Raw genomic sequence first — 15702 nt, 5'->3', positions numbered from 1 at the left:
CACCGAAGCTACAGCCGCCAACCCATATGCCGCCTAGCGACACGCCTCGGCTGTCGAACAGAATTTGCTCACACCCTCCGACATAACGCCACGGGTGATCGGGTCGCAAATCCCTTATCCCGAAGGAGCGCCACATGCAAACGCCAGACTTGAGCCAGATCGATATCAGCCAATTGCCCCACTCGTTGCAGGCACTGATCACCTGCATCGGCATCGACAACGCCTACCAGCTGACCTGCGCGTTCGGCGGCAGGCCCAAATACATCCCCAAGCACCGCGAGCGCACCAAGCTCGCCGACGTCCTCCCGCCCGAAGCGCTCGATGCGCTGATCAAGCGCTTTGCCGGGGTAGCCCTGGAGATCCCCAAGGCGGACCACTTCCTGCGCCAACTGCGTAACCAGCAAATCCAGAAAGAAAGCGCCAATGGCCTGTCCCGCAGCCTGCTGGCCAACAAGTACGGCCTGAGCCTGCGCCAAATCGGCAACATCCGCCGCCAGGAGGCGTGCGCCCGCTGACCCCCCTGCCGCCCAGAGCACCCTCGGCGGCCCCAACCCACTAGAAAGAGCATCCCACTATGTCGATAGACAACAGCCTCATTGGCTCGGTCATCAATGCCCTGCCCATGGATCGCATGATCGCCGGCCCCCTGCAAGCCATGGTCCAGGCGCAGGTTACCGCGAGTAAATCGTACGCCGACTTCCTGATGCAGGTCTGCATCCAGAACGGCAAGGCCGTAGCCATCCAGTTCGACTATGACGAAACCATCGTCGACGAACAGGGCGAATACAAAGGTGTGGTCAGCAAGACCATGAAGGTGCCGCTGCTGGCGGCCATTACCCACCCAAACATTACCATCGAGGAGGGTAATGTCGAGTTCGAGCTGGTCATCAACCAGATGTCGGAGGACGTGACCAGCAAGGACATGAACGCCACCGCCAGCGGCTCGCTCGGCTGGGGGCCGTTCAAGCTCAACGTCAGGGGCAGCGTCAGCCACAAATCCACGCAAACCCGCAAGACCGATACCCGCGCCCGCTATGCATTCAATACCACACTCAAACGCCAGGAGCCGCCGGAAGCGGTCATGCGCTTGATCGAGTTCCTCACCGACGCTGCGACCAAACCTACGGTGGTCAAAAACGCCGCCCTGGAAAGCCCCGACCAGATCTCGCAGCGCGATACCCTCAAGAACCCGGCAGCCGACACACCGGGGCTCAAGATGGAAAACGACAAAGCACCCGGCGCTGCAAACAAACCCACGGACAAAGCTGACAAAAAAGGTTGAACCAAACCTTGATGTTTTTCGCTCACTTCCGCCTGGCCCCTTGATGAGCAACAAGGGGCCATTCTGGCCTGAGGAACCCACGCAATGGACAAGGCCCCCGCGCCCATGACTTCAATCGACTTGCGCGAGATCACTCGCGGCCTGCAAGAAGCCGCCAGTGCCACCAACAGCCTGATCGCGCAGCAGTACATCAACCTGTTCGACCAGTTCTTCGAGTGTGACAGCGAAGCGTTGGGCGGCCCCATGAAAGCCAAGATGGTGGAAGTGGCCATGGACGGCCAGCACATCATGCGTGTACCGCTGTTCGCCCTGGTGTCGCCCAAAGGCCTGGCGCTGGAGCGCATGCAGGTTGACCTGTCGGTGCGTGTCAAAGGCACCGAGGCACAGCCGGCTTTACTACCCACCAGCGAGAACAAGGCTGCCAGCTTCAAGGTCACCATCGGTGGCCAGGGTCGCCAAGGCGACAGCCGAGACCCTGACGAAGTGCAGATCCGCATGCAGTTCCAGGCCAGTGAGCCGCCTGAAGCGCTGAACCGGCTGATCGAGGAGTACACCAGCCTGATCACCCCGGTACGCGCCCCCACCCCGCCACCCTCACCCGACAGCAATGAGTTCATCGACGCGGCCACCGTCCGTTGACGGCGCCGCCGCGTTCAACCTAGAAGTCGCGCTTGTAGAAGATATCCAGGGAGCTGGCCAAACCGCTGGCCGCCTCCAGGTAGACCTTCTTGCTCAACTTGTAACGCAAAGCGATGGTGTTCGCTGGCTCGAACACCCCTACCCCGTAACGAAGGCTCAGCTTCTCGGTGAGGTTGCCACTGGCGACCACGCTGGTGGTATTGCCCGAGCCTTCGGTATCCAGCTGGAAGTCGTCGATGCCCAGGCTGGAGGCCAGGCTACCGGTGATACCGGCGCTGCCTGCCAGGCCGAGGCCCAGTGCCGCTTCGGCGAGCATGTTGTTGTCCTCGCCGGAGGTGCCCAATGGCCGCCCCAGCACCAGATAGGACAAGGCCTGCTCCTGGCTCATGGCCGGCTCCGAAAACACCTGGCTGGTCGGCTGTTCGGCACTGCCACTCAAGCGAATACCGGCAATCACATCGTCTACCTTGCGGATGGCTTCGATGTCCAGGTAAGGCTGGTCGATCGGCCCGGCGAACAGCAGGCGCGCGCGGCGGATGGTCAGGCGCTGGCCGTAGGCGCGGTAGCGACCGTCTGCCAGGCTCAACTCACCGCGGGTGTCGAGGTTGTCACCGATGTGCACATGGCCAAGCAGGTTGGCGGTAAGGCCAAAGCCGGTGAACGACAGCTTGTCCTGGCCCACTTCGACGTCAATGTCCATGGCCATCGCCATGGGTGGCTTGCCCTCCTCGGTCTGGCGGCCAACGATGACCGTATCGTCCGAGACCTTGACGGTAGAAGGCGGTAATTCGCGCACAGTGATCTTGCCTTTGGGCACCAGTACTTTGCCGGTGACCGCCAGTTTGTCGTCGATCAGGCGCAAGGTCAGGTCCGGGGCGACCTCCAGCGTGGCGTAGGGCTCCACCGTGATCGGCAGTTGCTGGCCTTGCAAGCGCACGTCCATGCCCAGCGCCTGGCCCCAGGTGAGGTTGCCGCTCAACTGCCCGCGCCCTGCTTCGCCACTGCGCCAATTGCCTTCCAGGCGCACCTGCTCACCGGCGATCTGCGCCTGCACAGACAGTGCCTGCAGGCTGGCTGGCAGCTCCGCGCCGCTGACTTCGCCGCCACTGAGCGCCAGGTTGCCGTTGACCTGCGGTGCCAGCAAGGTACCCGAGAGCTGGCCGCTGCCGTTGAGCTGGCCGGCCAACCGCTCGACCATCGGCACGAAGGGCCGGGCCACCGAGAGGTCCAGGCCCGACAGGCGGAAATCACCCGACAGCGGCTTGTTCTTGCCCAGCGGGTCGAGCCGGGTGTTGACGTTCAGCTCACCCAGCCGCTCGCCACGGAATACCAGGCGCGTGTCGATACGCCGCGGTGCCAGGGTACTGTCCAGGCGCAGGGCCTGATACGGGAAGTCGATCCAGCGGCCTTTGTCGCGCACGCGCAGGGTGCCGCCACTGGCATCGACCACCACGCTACCCTTGGGGCCACTGGCCGGTATATCCAGGCTGATGTCGGCGTTGAGCAGCCCCTGCCAGGCGAAGTCCTTGGGCAGCCACTGCGCCAGGCTGCCCAGCGGGAACTGCTTGAGGTGGTAGCGCAAGCGTGGCTCCGGCGCCAGGCGTTGGTCATCGCCACACAGGCTGGCCTGGCCAGAGCGCCAGCAGTGGGCACCGAAATCGAGCTGGCCGTTGGCCAGCCGCTGCAACCGCGCCGGGGCCTGCAACTGCCAGTCCTGGCCACCGGCCTGGACTCGCCCGCTGGCCAGTCGCCCGCGCCAGTCGCCCTTGTTCAACTGGCCATCCAGACCCAGGTCGAGCTTGAGCTGCGGGCCGTTCAGGGCCAGGTTCAGGGCCTGCTGGCGAATGTCACCCTTGCCGCTGGCCTGCAACGTGCCCAGTGCCGTGTCACCCAGGTGAATGCCGGTGGCCTTGAGCTCGACCACCCCACGCTGGGCGCTGTCGAGCTTGGCATCCAGGTTCAGTTGTTGCAGGCGGTTCTCAGCCTGCGCCAGGCGCTGGCCCTGCAACGTCAGGGTGCCTTGCGGCGCCTGCAGCGTGCCGGCGACATCCACGCGCCCCTTGACCTGGCCTTGCAGCCGAGGCCACAGCTGGCCCAGGCGGGGCAAGTCGAGGTCGATGCGCCCGGCCAGGCGCTGCTGCAGGCTGCCACTGCCATTGATCCGGTTGTCCCCCAGCTGGATCGCCAGCGCACCCAGTGTCCAGCGCTGCCCGGCCCCTTGTGCCTCGGCCTTGAACACAGCCGGCTGGCCGCGCAAGCGCCCCTTGAGGTCAAGCTGGGCATCCAGGCTCAACACGTCATCCTTCAGCTCGCCTTTGGTACGCAATGGCCCCGCCAGGGTGCCAGGCAGCTCGGCCAGCCAGTAGGCCGGGTCGAGTGCAGACAGTTGCAAGTCGACATCCCACGCCAGGGTATCGGCAAAGCGCACTGCAACACTGCCGGCAGCCTTGCCCTGGCCGGCGGTGAGCGCCAGTTGTGGCAGCCTGACCTGATCCAGGTCGCCTTCGAAAGGGCCGGCCAGGGTGAACGCCCCCGCCGGGCCGTCAAGATCACCGGCGAAGGTCCCCTGATACTTGCCATCACGGTAATGCACACGGGTATTGAAGCGCTTGAGGGTAACCTGTGGCGGCGTTTCCAGCGGATACAGGCGCAGCCAGGGAAAATCCTGCCAGTCCAGCTGAGCATCGGCGGTCAGGCCTTGCTGCCAGTCTGCCGTGGCTTGCAGCTTGACGCGCTGGGTGTCGCTGGCGGTAAGGTCGAGGGCATCGAGCCTGGCCCCCTTGCTGTCGACCAGGCCGGACAACGCCAGGGCGATCGGCGTTTGTTCTGCGGGCAGGTTGGCGGTACCCGACAGCTGGTAGCCCTTGAGCAGGTCGCCCTTGGCTGCCAGGTCGAGCTGGTTCAACTGCAAGGTGTCAGGCAAGGAAGCGGTCGGCTTGAACGCTTCGGAACGGATCTGCAGCGTCGCAGGCAGGTGCTCGGCCAGGGCCTGCAGCGTGCCGCTCAACGTGGCGTCCAGGTAGCCGCTGCTGGCTCCCGTGAGGTTCAAGGTCTTTTGCAGTTCACCCTCGGCGTTCAGCGCCAGCTGCCAAGGTTTGCCCCCTACAGCCGGCAGCTGCAGTTGCGCCTGCAGCGTTGTCGGCCAGTCGCCTTCGGGCTGGATATGGCCTTGCAGGTTCAGCAGCAGGTCGTCGCGCTGCAGGTGCAGGCTGTCGATCTGCATCCCGCCGCGGGTCCAGTGCGCTGCAAGCTGCACGTCGCCCAGCAGGTCACTGCCGTCCAGGCGCAGCTGCCCGACCTTCACCTCGCCCAGTTCGATGGCCACCGGCAGGCGCAGTGCCGGCAATTGCAGTGGGCCGCTGTCGGCCGGCTCGGTGCCTGGGGCAAAGGCCATGTCGATGCGCTGGGCCTGCAAGCGGTCGATGCACAAGGTGGCGCGCAGCAGGCAGGCAGGCGACCAGGCCAACTGCGGGGCCTGCAGCTCGACCTTGCTGCCGGCGTCGGCCCAGCTTAACCGGCTTGCTTGCCAGCTGCCCCCCAGGCGGCCCTGGAAGTCGGTGACCTGCAAACCGGGAACCTTGCTCAGCGCCCAGCGGCTGCCGGCCTCGGTACCCAGCAGCAAGCCGAGGGCCAGGCCCAGACCCGCCAGCAGTCCAGCCAGACCCAGCAGGGTATATCTGATTACGCGTTTCACAACTCGGGCCCCATGGAAAAGTGCAGGCGAATGCCACCGTCGTCATCCAGCGCCTTGGCCAGGTCCAGGCGCAGCGGCCCGACCGGCGACACCCAGCGCACACCAAAACCGACCCCGGTTTTCAGGCTGGGCAATTCCAGGTCGTTGAACGAGTTGCCTTGGTCGACGAATGTGGCAAGCCGCCACTTCTCGGTCAGCGAGTACTGGTACTCGACACTGCCGGCCACCAGGTAACGCCCGCCAATACGGTCACCGTCACTGTTTTCGGGCGACAGGGTCTGGTAGTCGTAACCGCGCACGCTCTGGTCGCCGCCGGCGAAGAAGCGCAGCGACGGCGGGATATTGTTCTTGAAACCGTTGGTTGCGCTGCCGCCGAACTGCACGCGGCCAAGCAAGCGGTGGTTGTGGCCCAGGGTGGTCAGGCCCTTGAGCAGCACGTTGCCGTGCAGCAGGTTGGTGTCCGACACCAGCCCTTCCTTGGCCACCTGCACATCGAATTGCAGGCGGTAGCCATTGTGCGGGTCGATGCGGTTGTCACTGCGCAGGAACGAGTAGCTAACGCCGGGCATCAGCAGATTACTCAACCCGCTGTCGTCGCCCAGGCGGTACTCTTCGCGTTGGTATTTCAGCGAGATCACCCGTTGCCAACCGCTGGGCAGCTTGCTGTGCCACTCGGGGCCCACCGTCAGCAGCTTGCTGAGGGTGTCGGTACCGGCAAGCTCTTCATTCTGATAGCCGCCGGCAAAGCGCAATTTGTCGGTCAACGGCGGATCGAGGGGAATGTCGTACCACAACCCCACGTTCTGCCGCGGCGCCGACAGCTCGGTTTCCCAGCCATAGCTGTGGCCTTGGGGGTTGACCCAGTGGCGGGTCCAGTTGGCCTTGCCGCGCGGCCCGACGTCGGTGGAGTAACCCAGGCCCAGCCCCATGGTGCGGGGTTTGCGGGTTTCCAGGCGCACGTCCACCGGTATGTCTTCACCCACCGCGGCGGTGGGCGCCGCATCCACCCGTACCCCTTCGAAATAACCGCTCGACTGCAGGTCGTTGTTCAGTTCGGCGATCAGCTCCGAGTCGTACGGGGTACCTGGCTTGAACGGCACCATGCGCTGCAGCAGGTCTTCGTCCAGCGGCGTGTCGCCGCCAAAGGTGACTGCGCCAAGGCGGTAGCGCGGGCCACTCTGGTAGACCAGTTCGATATCGGCCACCCCGGCCTGCGGGTCCACCGCCAGGCGCTGGCGGCTGAAGCGCCCGCTGAAGAAGCCGTAACGCGACGCCTGGTTCTGGATCAGGCGCTTGGCATCCTCGTAGGTACCGTGGTTGAGCTGTTCACCCGGGCGCAGCGCCCGGCTGTCGGGTACCCGAAAGGCCTTCATGTCACTGGCCGGGCCCTCGATGCGCACCGTGACGTTGCGCAGCCGAATCGGCTCGCCCGGGTTGATGCTGAGGATCAACTGCGGGGAATGGTCGGCATCGCTGGCAGGCTTGACCTCGCTGTCGATCTGCGCCTGATAGTAGCCAAGTGCCTGCGCGGCTTTGCGCGCCTGCTCCTCTGCACCACGACTGAAGCGCAACAGTGCTTCTTCATCGCGGTCACCCAGTGAGCCTATATAGCCTTCGACATTGGCCTTGAGCGCCTTGTTGGCCGGTTTCACCTGCACCAGCAACTCGCTCTGGCCCCATGCTGCAAAACTGGCGGCCCAGATAACCAAGCCCCAGGTCAATCTTCCTGAATACGTCATGCGGCGAATGCTACCAGACCCGAACGCTCAAGGGAGCCGCCTTGCGGCCTGTTCAGGCCAAAGCGGATGTCGAAGCCACCGGGTTTGGGTGAAAGAATACCCGTTCCCGGATCGGCCCTATGGCCACCTCACCGATTTCCTCGTAGCCCTGGCGCTGGTAAAACGCCAGATAGTGCTCATTGCCCGTGTCCAGCACCACGCCTTGGGTGCCGGGGTCTTCGGCGCACCAGTCATGCACAGCTTGTAACAATTGTTCGCCGTACTGCTTGCCTTGAAACTGCGGGTGCACCCCCAGCAGTGGCAGCACATGCACCTGATCACTGGGCAGGCAGGTCGACAAAGCGGCCTGGTAGTCCATGTAGCGCCGCGTGCAGCGCAGGCCGGTGCCGAGCATCATGCGCAGGCGCCAGGCCCAACTGTCCGCCACACCCAAGCGGCGCAGCGGCGGCACGATCAGGGCCACGGCCACCAGGCGATCGTCCACCAGCAAGCCGATCGCAGGCAGTTGCAGGTAGAAGTGCTGGCGTACCCATTCACGCACCATCACCCGCAGGCGCCGTTCATAGCCTGGGCGCTGGGCTTCGAAGATATAGGCAAAAGTGGGTTCGTGCCGGTAGGCGTTGTACAGCAGGGAACGTACCTCGCGGCTGTAACCATCATCGAGCAGGCAGACACGGGCCGGAGCGGCTATGGTTTCGGGCATTGCGGGCAGACCTCCTGGAATGGGCGTTCAGAGCCTTGGAGGTTGCGCTCCGCGCTTCGTTCCACCCTTACAGCACGTTAGCAGCAGGCCTTTGGCCCCGCCACGCTGGTGATCGCCGGCGATGTCCGCTAGCATCGCGGCTTTTACCGGGATTGTCTTTCCATGAAGATCGTCTGTTTCAACATCAACGGCCTTCGAGCCCGCCCGCACCAGCTGGCAGCGCTGATCGAAAAGCACCAACCAGACGTGATCGGCCTGCAGGAAACCAAGGTCAGCGACGAGCAGTTCCCGTTGGCCGACGTACAGGCGCTGGGTTACCACGTGCACTACCACGGGCAGAAGGGCCACTACGGCGTCGCCCTGCTCTCGCGCCAGGCGCCGCTCAGCCTGCACAAAGGCTTTGCCGGCGATGAAGAAGACGCCCAGCGCCGCTTCATCTGGGGCACCTTCGCCGACGCCCAGGGCAACCCGATCACCATCATGAACGGCTACTTCCCCCAAGGCGAAAGCCGCGACCACCCCACCAAGTTCCCGGCCAAGCAGCGCTTCTACAGCGACCTGCAGGCACTGCTGGAAAGCCAGTTCCGCAACGACCAGCCAGTGCTGGTGATGGGCGACATGAACATCTCGCCGCAGGACTGCGACATCGGCATTGGCCCGGACAATGCCAAGCGCTGGCTGAAGACCGGCAAGTGCAGTTTCCTGCCGGAAGAGCGCGAATGGATGGAGCGTTTGAAAGGCTGGGGCCTGGTAGACAGTTTCCGCCACCTGTACCCGGACGTGAACGACCGCTTCAGCTGGTTCGACTACCGCAGCCGCGGCTTTGAAGACGAGCCCAAGCGCGGCCTGCGCATCGACCTGATCATGGCCTCGCACGCGCTGGTGCCGCGGATCAAGGCAGCAGGCGTGGATTATGAACTGCGCGGGATGGAAAAGCCGTCCGATCATGCACCGATCTGGCTTGAGTTGAGCTGACCGTGTGAGCGCAACATGCCTGCCGGGGCGGCTCGATCGCGACACAAGGGCGCGCCGGCAAAGCCTGGGTTACAAGCCCAGGCGCAGCACCTCGCCTACCCCCGCCCCACGCACATCGTCCGCCGCGCTGACCAAGGCAAAGTTGTACGCCCCATGCGACCAGTACCGCGCCTCCAGCTGGCCATCGACCCGTTGCCCGTTCGGCATGCGCCGAAAGCCTTCGCTGGGGGAACGCATGAACAGGCTGATACGCTGGCCCTTGCCGTCCTCGAACACCAACAAGGCTGCGGGCCCTTGCTCGTTGCTGAGCAACCGCGCCCCCACCGGCCTGAAGCCATAGCCCGCCAGGTCTGGCAACTGCCCGACACGGTTGAAGTGCCGGCCCAGCCAATCGCGCAACTGGGCCGGGTCGCTGGCCTGAATATCCAGCGCCTGGCTGGCGGCGAACAACTTGTGCGCCTGCACGGCATCGGCCATCGGCAGCTCGGCATTGGCCAGGGTGGCATCGCGGGCCTGCCAGCCGCCCAAGCCCCCTACACCCAGGGCCAGCACCATGGCCGCTGCCACCGCCCAGCGCCGCTGCCGGCGTTGGCGCAGTTGCCGCCGCAGCTGGCCCAGCTCAAGCGCGGGGCCACCGGCTGGCTCGCCAAGCCCGGCCAGCGCCGTGCGCAGCCGCCGGGCATCGGCGCGCCAGCCTTCCACACGTGCCGCCGCCTGCGGGTTGGCCGCCAGCCAGGCCTGCACCTCGGCGCGCCGCGCCGGCTCCAGGCGCTCGTCGACGTAAGCGTGCAGTTCATCTTCGGTCGGGATAAGGCGCGTCATTTCAATCTCCGCAAGGCCGGTGGCTGGGGTGAGCCTTCGGTCAGTTCACGCAAGGTATTGCGCGCCCGCGACAGGCGCGACATTACCGTGCCGATAGGAATGCCCAAGGCCTGGGCGGCCTCCTTGTAGCTCAGGCCCTCGACGCTGACCAGCAGCAGCAAGGCACGCTGCTCGGCACTCAGCCGGGAAAACGCTTGCAAGTCGGCCTGGGCCAGGATGATCGCTTCAAGGTTGTCACCAACGGGTTCGTCATCGCGCTCGGCACGGCCGAACCAGGACAGCCAGCGCGCATGCAGGCGCTCGCGGCGTTTACCGTCCAGGTACAAGCGATAAAGGATGGTGAACAGCCAGGCACGCAGCGCCTGCGCGTCGCGTTGCTGGTCTCGTCGGCTCAGCGCGCGCTCGACGGTAGCCTGCACCAGGTCGTCGGCGCTGCCCGGTTCACGGGTCAGCCATACGGCAAAGCGGCGCAAGCGGGCGAGCAGTTCGCGCCACTGCTGGTTGTCCAGGTCGTGCATGGTCAGGTCCGGCCTATGGGGCAGTCAGTGTAAGGGGCAGACGCGTGCAGGCCTATTTTATTCCCCCGTGGGAATAAATAGCGCGCTACCCCGTCGTACTGGCACCTTCACTGAACCGGACGCACACCATGAACTCACCTTTGCACGGCCCGGCCAAGGCCCTGCGCCTGGCCGCCATCGGCGCCGTGATGCTGGCCGCAGGTGCCGGCTTCGCGTATGCCGCTGGCTGGCTGGGCCAACCGCAGTTGACCCCGCAACGCATCATCGACACCTTCGAAGCCCAAGCCGGGCACTACCCCGGCTACCGCAAGAACCACGCCAAGGGGCTTTGCGTCAGTGGTTACTTCCAGCCCAGCGGCCAGGCAGCCAGCCTGTCCACGGCACGCGCATTCAGCCAGCCACGGGTGCCGGTCATTGGCCGTTTCGCCATCGGCGGGGCCAACCCGTTCGCCCCGGACACCAGCATACCGGTCCGCAGCCTGGCAATTGAGTTGAGCACCGATGACGGCCAGGTCTGGCGCACCGGCATGAACAACCCGCCGGTGCTTGCCGTCAGCAACCCCCAAGGGTTCTACGAGCAGGTGCTGGCCAGCGCACCGGTCAAGGCCACCGGCAAACCCGACCCGGCCAAGCTGCAGGCGTTCTTCGCCGCACACCCGGAAAGCGCAGCGTTTCGTCAATGGGCCGCCAGTTACAAACCCAGTGACAGCTTCGCCAGCACGCAGTACCACAGCATCAATGCCTTCCGCCTGATCGACGCAGCCGGCGCGGCCCACCCGGTACGCTGGCAGCTGGAGCCACAGGCGCCGTTCGCCGCGTTGCCTGGGCAGGTCGACGACAAGTTGTTCCTCCAGCACGATTTGCAGCAGCGCCTGGCCCAAGGCCCGTTGCGCTGGACCCTGCGCCTGGTGCTGGCGGAACCGGGCGATGCGGTGGATGACCCGGCCCGCCCCTGGCCTTTCGAGCGGCGCAGCGTAGACGCCGGCACCTTGGTGCTGGAGCAGGTCGATGGGCCCGAACAAGGGGCCTGCCGCGACATCAACTTCGACCCCCTGATCCTGCCGCAAGGTATCGAAGCCTCCAACGACCCGATCCTCGCCGCCCGTTCCGCCGCCTATTCGGAATCTTTCAACCGCCGCAGCCGTGAATCGCTCGGCACCGGAGCCCGCCCATGAAGCCCGAAGCCTTCCACCCCCTTGCCCGCGCGCTGCATTGGTTGATGGCCGTGCTGATCCTGGCCATGCTGTTCATCGGCGTGACCATGGTTGCCGACCTGTCGTTGCGCCACCCTGTACTGATCAGCCTGCACAAGGCCACCGGCCTGGCGTTGCTGGTGCTGGTCGTGCTGCGTATTGGCGTGCGCCTGGCCGTACCCCACCCGCCGCTGCCTGCAGACCTGCCAACCGTGCAGCGCTGGGCTGCCGGCGCATCGCACCTGGCGCTTTATGGCCTGATGCTGGCGATGCCGCTGCTGGGCTGGGCCATGCTGTCTGCCGGCGACTACCCGCGCCCGCTGGGCCTGCCCGCGATCGCGCCGCACAACCTGCAGCTGTATGCCGTGCTGCGCCAGGCCCATGGTTGGGCGGGCTACTTGCTGTTCGCCACCGTATTGGTGCATGTCGGTGCGGCGCTGATGCATGCCTGGGTGCGCCGCGACGGCGTGTTGCGTAGCATGTGGCCTGGCCCCCTGCGCCGCAATCAATGACCTGAGGCAGCCCAGGGCGGTCGACCTCCATCAATGACCGGCTGTCACCGGCCCTACTGCCCTGGAAACCCCATGACCCTCGCAAAGGATCCTGCAACGCTCAGCCCAGCCAGCACCCTCGATCTACGCCCGCTGCTGCTGGCCAACATGGCCTGTACGATGTCGATGATGGCCTTCGTCGCCTTGATCGGCCCGATCGCCCGCCAGTTGGGCATGGCCACCTGGCAAGCCGGCGCCGCCATTACCGTGGCCGGCGTGGTCTGGGTATTGCTGGCCCGCCCTTGGGGCCGCGCAGCTGACCGCCTTGGCCGTCGGCGCGTATTGCTGCTGGGTAGCGCGGGTTTCACCTTGGCCTACTGGCTGTTGTGCCTGTTTGTAGAAGGTGCACTGCGCTGGATGCCAGGTGCAACAATGGGCTTCATCGGCCTGATGGTCGCCCGCGGTTGCATCGGTGCCTTCTATGCCGCCATTCCGGTCGGCTGCAACGCCCTGATCGCCGACCATGTCGGGCCGCAGCAGCGGGCACGTGCCATGGCTTCGCTGGGGGCGGCCAACGCCGTGGGCCTGGTGGTCGGCCCAGCCCTGGCAGCGCTGCTGGCGCGGCATAGCCTGAGCCTGCCGTTTCTGGTCATGTCGCTGCTCCCTGCCAGTGCCTTCGTGGTGCTGCTGTTGGCCCTGAAGCCACAGGCGCTTGCACACAGCCACGCGCCCACCCCGGTCAGGCTCAACGACCCCCGCCTGCGCCGGCCGTTGCTGGTGGCATTCAGCGCCATGCTGAGTGTGACCGTGTCGCAGATCACCGTCGGCTTCTTCGCCCTTGACCGCCTGCACCTGGGGCCAGCCCAGGCCGCCCAGGCTGCCGGCATTGCCCTCACCACCGTGGGTGTGGCGCTGATGCTGGCCCAGGTCCTGCTGCGCCAGCTGCAGTGGCCACCGCTGAAGATGATCCGGGTCGGTGCCACGGTTTCGGCGCTGGGCTTTGCCAGCGGCGCGCTGGCGACCACGGCCCCTTGGCTATGCGCCTGCTACTTTGTGGCGGCGGCGGGCATGGGTTTTGTATTCCCGGCGTTTTCGGCCCTGGCCGCCAATGCCATGCAGGCCGGCGAGCAAGGCGCCACGGCCGGCTCCATAGGTGCAGCCCAGGGCATGGGCGCGGTCATCGGCCCGCTGGCCGGGACCTTGGTCTATGCCGTGGACCCGCGCTTGCCATTCCTGGCCGTGGCAACGCTGTTGTTGCTGGTCGGGCTGTGGCCAATCCCGCGTGAACAAAGGCGTGGAGAAGCACAGCGCGCAACGCGGCAGAGTATGTTTTAATGCGCATCGCTCGTTATTTTAAACACCTCTGATTACAAGGCGGCTATGGACACGGGGACGCGACTCAAACTGGTGCGGGAACGCAACAACCTCTCCCAACGGGAATTGGCCCGTCGTAGCGGGCTGACCAACTCGACGATCTCGCAGATCGAACAGAACCGCGTGAGCCCTTCGGTCAGCTCCTTGAAAAAGCTCCTCGAAGGCATTCCCATGAGCCTGGCGGAGTTTTTCAGCTTCGACGAGCCGGTACGTGAAGAGCGCTATGTGTTCCGCGGCGGCGAACAGCCAGACCTGGGCCGTAACGGCCTGCGCATGCTGTTGGTCGGTGCCAGTGTCGAAGGCCGGCAGATGCGCATGTTGCGTGAGCTGTACGCGCCGGGCGCAGACTCCGGCGAACCGATCGTGCATGCCGAAGGCGAAGAATGCGGGCTGGTCACGCGGGGGACCGTGGAGCTGTGGGTCGACGGCCAGGTCAGCGTGCTCAACTCGGGTGATGGCTACTACATCCCCACCACCCTGCCGCACAGCTTCAAGAACATCGGCCCGGACGAGGCCGAGATCATCAGCGCCAATACCCCGGCGAACTTCTGACGGCATGAACAGCCGGGTGGTCTATCAACGCCTGCGTGACGCAGCGCTCGGTGTCCATACCCTGTCGATAGCCCAGCGCCATGACCACGCCCTGGTGGACGTGATCATCGACGGCTGGCAACTGACCCTCGCGCTGGACAGCGAGGGCCTTGCCCAGTGCATCCACTGCACGGCCCCGTGCGGGGCGCAGGCCGGGCTCGATGCCTGGCAACGGTATGGCAGCAACCCCTGCGATCTGCTCAGCCAGTGGGAACGCACTCAGCTGGAAAGGCTGCTCGCCCCCTGCTGCAGCGCTGCCTCAACGAAGTCCAGGCGGTCCTGACCGAAGAACATGTCTTCGCCGACAAAGCACGTCGGCGCACCAAATACCCCCCGCTGCACCGCCACCTCGGTCGCCTGCCGCAGTGCTGCCTTGATTTCGTCATCTGCTGCCAGTGCGTGAAACGCGTGTGGGTCAAAGCCGCCTTCAGCCAGGGTGGCGTCCAGTACCGCCACATCGCTCAGGTTGTGCTGCTGGGCAAACAAACCCTTGAACAACACCGCCAGCAGCCCCTCGAAACGCTCCGGCGCGCGTAACTGCGTACCCATGACGCCTCGCATCAAGTGCAGCGTATTGACCGGAAAAGCCGGCGGCAGCCCAAACGGCACCCCGTAGCGGGCGGCAAAGCGCGCCAGGTCGTTGAACATATAGCGCCCTTTGGCGGGGATCATCGCTGGCGAAGCGTTGCCCGTGGCCTGGAATACGCCGCCCAGGAGCATTGGCCGGTAGTGCAGCGTTGCCCCGTGGCAGGCGCATAGCGCCGGCAGCTGGGTCCAGGCCAGGTAACTGGCTGGGCTACCCAGGTCAAAGTAGAAATCGACGTGCTTGTGCATGGTCATGTCCTTGCAGGGAAAAGGGTTTACCAGCCTTCCATCCAGGGCCGCAGGTCCAGCTCGAAGGTCCACGCGTCGCGGGGCTGGGCGTGCAGGAACCAATAGCTGTCGGCGATGTGTGCAGGGTTCAGGATGCCACCCTCACCCTTGAGGGCGTAGCGCTCGGGGAAGCTGTCGCGAATGAAGGCAGTGTCGATGGCCCCGTCCACCACCACATGGGCGACATGAATATTGCGCGGCCCCAACTCGCGGGCCATGCTCTGGGCCAATGCGCGCAAGCCATGCTTGGCGCCGGCGAAGGCGGCAAAACCGGCCGCACCACGGGTTGCGGCGGTGGCGCCAGTGAACAGCAGCGTGCCGCGCTCGCGCCGGACCATGCGCCGCGCTACCGCTTGGGCAGTCAGAAAGCCGGCGAAGCAAGCCATTTCCCAGATCTTGAAATACTTGCGTGGGGTTTCGTCCAGAATGCTGCATGGCACATTGGCGCCAATGTTGAACACAAAGGCTTCGATCGGGCCGATATCGCGCTCGATGGTTTCGACCAGTTCCGCCACGTCGTCTTCCTTGCGTGCATCGGAGCCGAACCCGTAGGCCTGGCCACCGGCAGCGCGTATTTCTTCCAGCAACGGCTGCAGCTTGTCAGCCTGGCGCCGGGTGACACAGGCGATATAGCCCTCGCGGGCAAAACGCTTGGCAATCTCGCCGCCGGTGGCATCCCCCGCACCAATCACCAGCACGACTTTTTGTTGTTCCGACATGCCTGCACCCATTGGTAAATGATCGTTTAGTAAACGAACGCTATGCTACGATGCCGGCTTTCGTCAAGCCGGCTTGCAGAGGCACGCCC

General features: G+C 65.0%; 16 protein-coding genes. 9 read left to right on the top strand and 7 right to left on the bottom strand.

From position 1 onward, the window contains the following. The first annotated feature begins 134 nt into the window (after positions 1-134). The 3 genes from EGJ22_RS02050 (at position 135) to EGJ22_RS02040 (ending at position 1921) form a co-directional block, all read left to right on the top strand. The gene (locus tag EGJ22_RS02050; protein ID WP_029884845.1) at positions 135-515 is read left to right on the top strand and encodes a Mor transcription activator family protein; all 381 of its coding nucleotides are present in this window, start codon (positions 135-137) and stop codon (positions 513-515) included. A 59-nt stretch (positions 516-574) separates the two neighbouring features. Further along, positions 575-1282: a DUF2589 domain-containing protein gene (locus EGJ22_RS02045; RefSeq protein WP_029884844.1), complete on the top strand. Its 708-nt coding sequence runs from the start codon at positions 575-577 to the stop codon at positions 1280-1282. 84 nt (positions 1283-1366) lie between these two features. Continuing rightward, positions 1367-1921, top strand: a complete 555-nt coding sequence (locus EGJ22_RS02040; RefSeq protein WP_029884843.1) for a DUF2589 domain-containing protein — start codon at positions 1367-1369, stop codon at positions 1919-1921. Positions 1922-1940: 19 nt separating this feature from the next. On the opposite strand, the gene EGJ22_RS02035 is transcribed toward EGJ22_RS02040, so the two are convergent. Genes EGJ22_RS02035 through EGJ22_RS02025 form a run of 3 tightly spaced genes read right to left on the bottom strand, consistent with a single transcriptional unit; the run spans position 1941 to position 8057 of the window. Continuing rightward, complete coding sequence (locus EGJ22_RS02035) at positions 1941-5615, bottom strand: translocation/assembly module TamB domain-containing protein (protein ID WP_029884842.1); 3675 nt, start codon at positions 5613-5615, stop codon at positions 1941-1943. Next, entirely contained in the window at positions 5612-7354 is a 1743-nt protein-coding gene (locus EGJ22_RS02030) for an autotransporter assembly complex family protein (protein ID WP_029884841.1), read from the bottom strand. Before EGJ22_RS02030 ends, EGJ22_RS02035 begins: the two co-directional genes overlap by 4 nt. Before the next feature lie 52 nt (positions 7355-7406). Beyond that, positions 7407-8057 (bottom strand): N-acetyltransferase, encoded by a 651-nt coding sequence (locus tag EGJ22_RS02025; RefSeq protein ID WP_029884840.1) that lies wholly within the window; start codon positions 8055-8057, stop codon positions 7407-7409. Positions 8058-8219: 162 nt separating this feature from the next. On the opposite strand from EGJ22_RS02025, the gene xthA reads away from it, so the two are divergent. After that, positions 8220-9032, top strand: coding sequence for an exodeoxyribonuclease III (gene xthA / locus EGJ22_RS02020; RefSeq protein WP_029884839.1), 813 nt, complete (start codon positions 8220-8222; stop codon positions 9030-9032). Positions 9033-9101: 69 nt separating this feature from the next. On the opposite strand, the gene EGJ22_RS02015 is transcribed toward xthA, so the two are convergent. Together EGJ22_RS02015 and EGJ22_RS02010 are read right to left on the bottom strand one after the other, a co-directional pair. Further along, positions 9102-9854, bottom strand: a complete 753-nt coding sequence (locus EGJ22_RS02015; protein ID WP_029884838.1) for an anti-sigma factor — start codon at positions 9852-9854, stop codon at positions 9102-9104. Beyond that, positions 9851-10372, bottom strand: a complete 522-nt coding sequence (locus EGJ22_RS02010; RefSeq protein ID WP_029884837.1) for a sigma-70 family RNA polymerase sigma factor — start codon at positions 10370-10372, stop codon at positions 9851-9853. Before EGJ22_RS02010 ends, EGJ22_RS02015 begins: the two co-directional genes overlap by 4 nt. A 128-nt stretch (positions 10373-10500) precedes the next feature. On the opposite strand from EGJ22_RS02010, the gene EGJ22_RS02005 reads away from it, so the two are divergent. From EGJ22_RS02005 to EGJ22_RS01985, 5 genes are all read left to right on the top strand, one after another. Further along, positions 10501-11547, top strand: a complete 1047-nt coding sequence (locus EGJ22_RS02005; RefSeq protein ID WP_029884836.1) for a catalase family peroxidase — start codon at positions 10501-10503, stop codon at positions 11545-11547. Continuing rightward, positions 11544-12077 carry a cytochrome b gene (locus EGJ22_RS02000; RefSeq protein ID WP_009685430.1) on the top strand — a complete coding sequence of 178 codons (534 nt, stop codon included), beginning with the start codon at positions 11544-11546 and terminating at the stop codon, positions 12075-12077. The genes EGJ22_RS02005 and EGJ22_RS02000 overlap by 4 nt, the downstream gene beginning before the upstream one ends. Positions 12078-12149: 72 nt before the next feature. After that, on the top strand, positions 12150-13391 hold the full coding sequence (locus EGJ22_RS01995; protein WP_050492163.1) for an MFS transporter: 1242 nt from the start codon (positions 12150-12152) through the stop codon (positions 13389-13391). A 45-nt stretch (positions 13392-13436) separates the two neighbouring features. Next, complete coding sequence (locus tag EGJ22_RS01990) at positions 13437-13982, top strand: cupin domain-containing protein (protein WP_003248033.1); 546 nt, start codon at positions 13437-13439, stop codon at positions 13980-13982. A gap of 4 nt (positions 13983-13986) precedes the next feature. Beyond that, complete coding sequence (locus tag EGJ22_RS01985) at positions 13987-14304, top strand: hypothetical protein (RefSeq protein WP_080709147.1); 318 nt, start codon at positions 13987-13989, stop codon at positions 14302-14304. On the opposite strand, the gene EGJ22_RS01980 is transcribed toward EGJ22_RS01985, so the two are convergent. Together EGJ22_RS01980 and EGJ22_RS01975 are read right to left on the bottom strand one after the other, a co-directional pair. After that, positions 14241-14855: a 2-hydroxychromene-2-carboxylate isomerase gene (locus EGJ22_RS01980; RefSeq protein WP_029884834.1), complete on the bottom strand. Its 615-nt coding sequence runs from the start codon at positions 14853-14855 to the stop codon at positions 14241-14243. The genes EGJ22_RS01985 and EGJ22_RS01980 overlap by 64 nt on opposite strands. Positions 14856-14881: 26 nt before the next feature. Then, positions 14882-15613 (bottom strand): SDR family NAD(P)-dependent oxidoreductase, encoded by a 732-nt coding sequence (locus tag EGJ22_RS01975; protein ID WP_029884833.1) that lies wholly within the window; start codon positions 15611-15613, stop codon positions 14882-14884. Positions 15614-15702 lie beyond the last annotated feature (89 nt).

It is taken from the genome of Pseudomonas sp. p99-361 (genome assembly GCF_003935475.1).
GTDB lineage: Bacteria > Pseudomonadota > Gammaproteobacteria > Pseudomonadales > Pseudomonadaceae > Aquipseudomonas > Aquipseudomonas juntendi.
The sequence above is the reverse complement of the archived record's forward strand: the minus strand, read 5'-3'. Positions and strand labels throughout refer to the sequence as shown.

Excerpts from the sequence above, each read along its gene's own strand:
- EGJ22_RS02050 (WP_029884845.1), top strand. The coding sequence starts at position 135 with ATGCAAACGCCAGACTTGAGCCAGATCGATATCAGCCAATTGCCCCAC.
- EGJ22_RS02045 (WP_029884844.1), top strand. The coding sequence starts at position 575 with ATGTCGATAGACAACAGCCTCATTGGCTCGGTCATCAATGCCCTGCCC.
- EGJ22_RS02040 (WP_029884843.1), top strand. The coding sequence starts at position 1,367 with ATGGACAAGGCCCCCGCGCCCATGACTTCAATCGACTTGCGCGAGATC.
- EGJ22_RS02030 (WP_029884841.1), bottom strand. The coding sequence starts at position 7,354 with ATGACGTATTCAGGAAGATTGACCTGGGGCTTGGTTATCTGGGCCGCC.
- EGJ22_RS02025 (WP_029884840.1), bottom strand. The coding sequence starts at position 8,057 with ATGCCCGAAACCATAGCCGCTCCGGCCCGTGTCTGCCTGCTCGATGAT.
- xthA (WP_029884839.1), top strand. The coding sequence starts at position 8,220 with ATGAAGATCGTCTGTTTCAACATCAACGGCCTTCGAGCCCGCCCGCAC.
- EGJ22_RS02015 (WP_029884838.1), bottom strand. The coding sequence starts at position 9,854 with ATGACGCGCCTTATCCCGACCGAAGATGAACTGCACGCTTACGTCGAC.
- EGJ22_RS02010 (WP_029884837.1), bottom strand. The coding sequence starts at position 10,372 with ATGCACGACCTGGACAACCAGCAGTGGCGCGAACTGCTCGCCCGCTTG.
- EGJ22_RS02005 (WP_029884836.1), top strand. The coding sequence starts at position 10,501 with ATGAACTCACCTTTGCACGGCCCGGCCAAGGCCCTGCGCCTGGCCGCC.
- EGJ22_RS02000 (WP_009685430.1), top strand. The coding sequence starts at position 11,544 with ATGAAGCCCGAAGCCTTCCACCCCCTTGCCCGCGCGCTGCATTGGTTG.
- EGJ22_RS01995 (WP_050492163.1), top strand. The coding sequence starts at position 12,150 with ATGACCCTCGCAAAGGATCCTGCAACGCTCAGCCCAGCCAGCACCCTC.
- EGJ22_RS01990 (WP_003248033.1), top strand. The coding sequence starts at position 13,437 with ATGGACACGGGGACGCGACTCAAACTGGTGCGGGAACGCAACAACCTC.
- EGJ22_RS01985 (WP_080709147.1), top strand. The coding sequence starts at position 13,987 with ATGAACAGCCGGGTGGTCTATCAACGCCTGCGTGACGCAGCGCTCGGT.
- EGJ22_RS01980 (WP_029884834.1), bottom strand. The coding sequence starts at position 14,855 with ATGCACAAGCACGTCGATTTCTACTTTGACCTGGGTAGCCCAGCCAGT.
- EGJ22_RS01975 (WP_029884833.1), bottom strand. The coding sequence starts at position 15,613 with ATGTCGGAACAACAAAAAGTCGTGCTGGTGATTGGTGCGGGGGATGCC.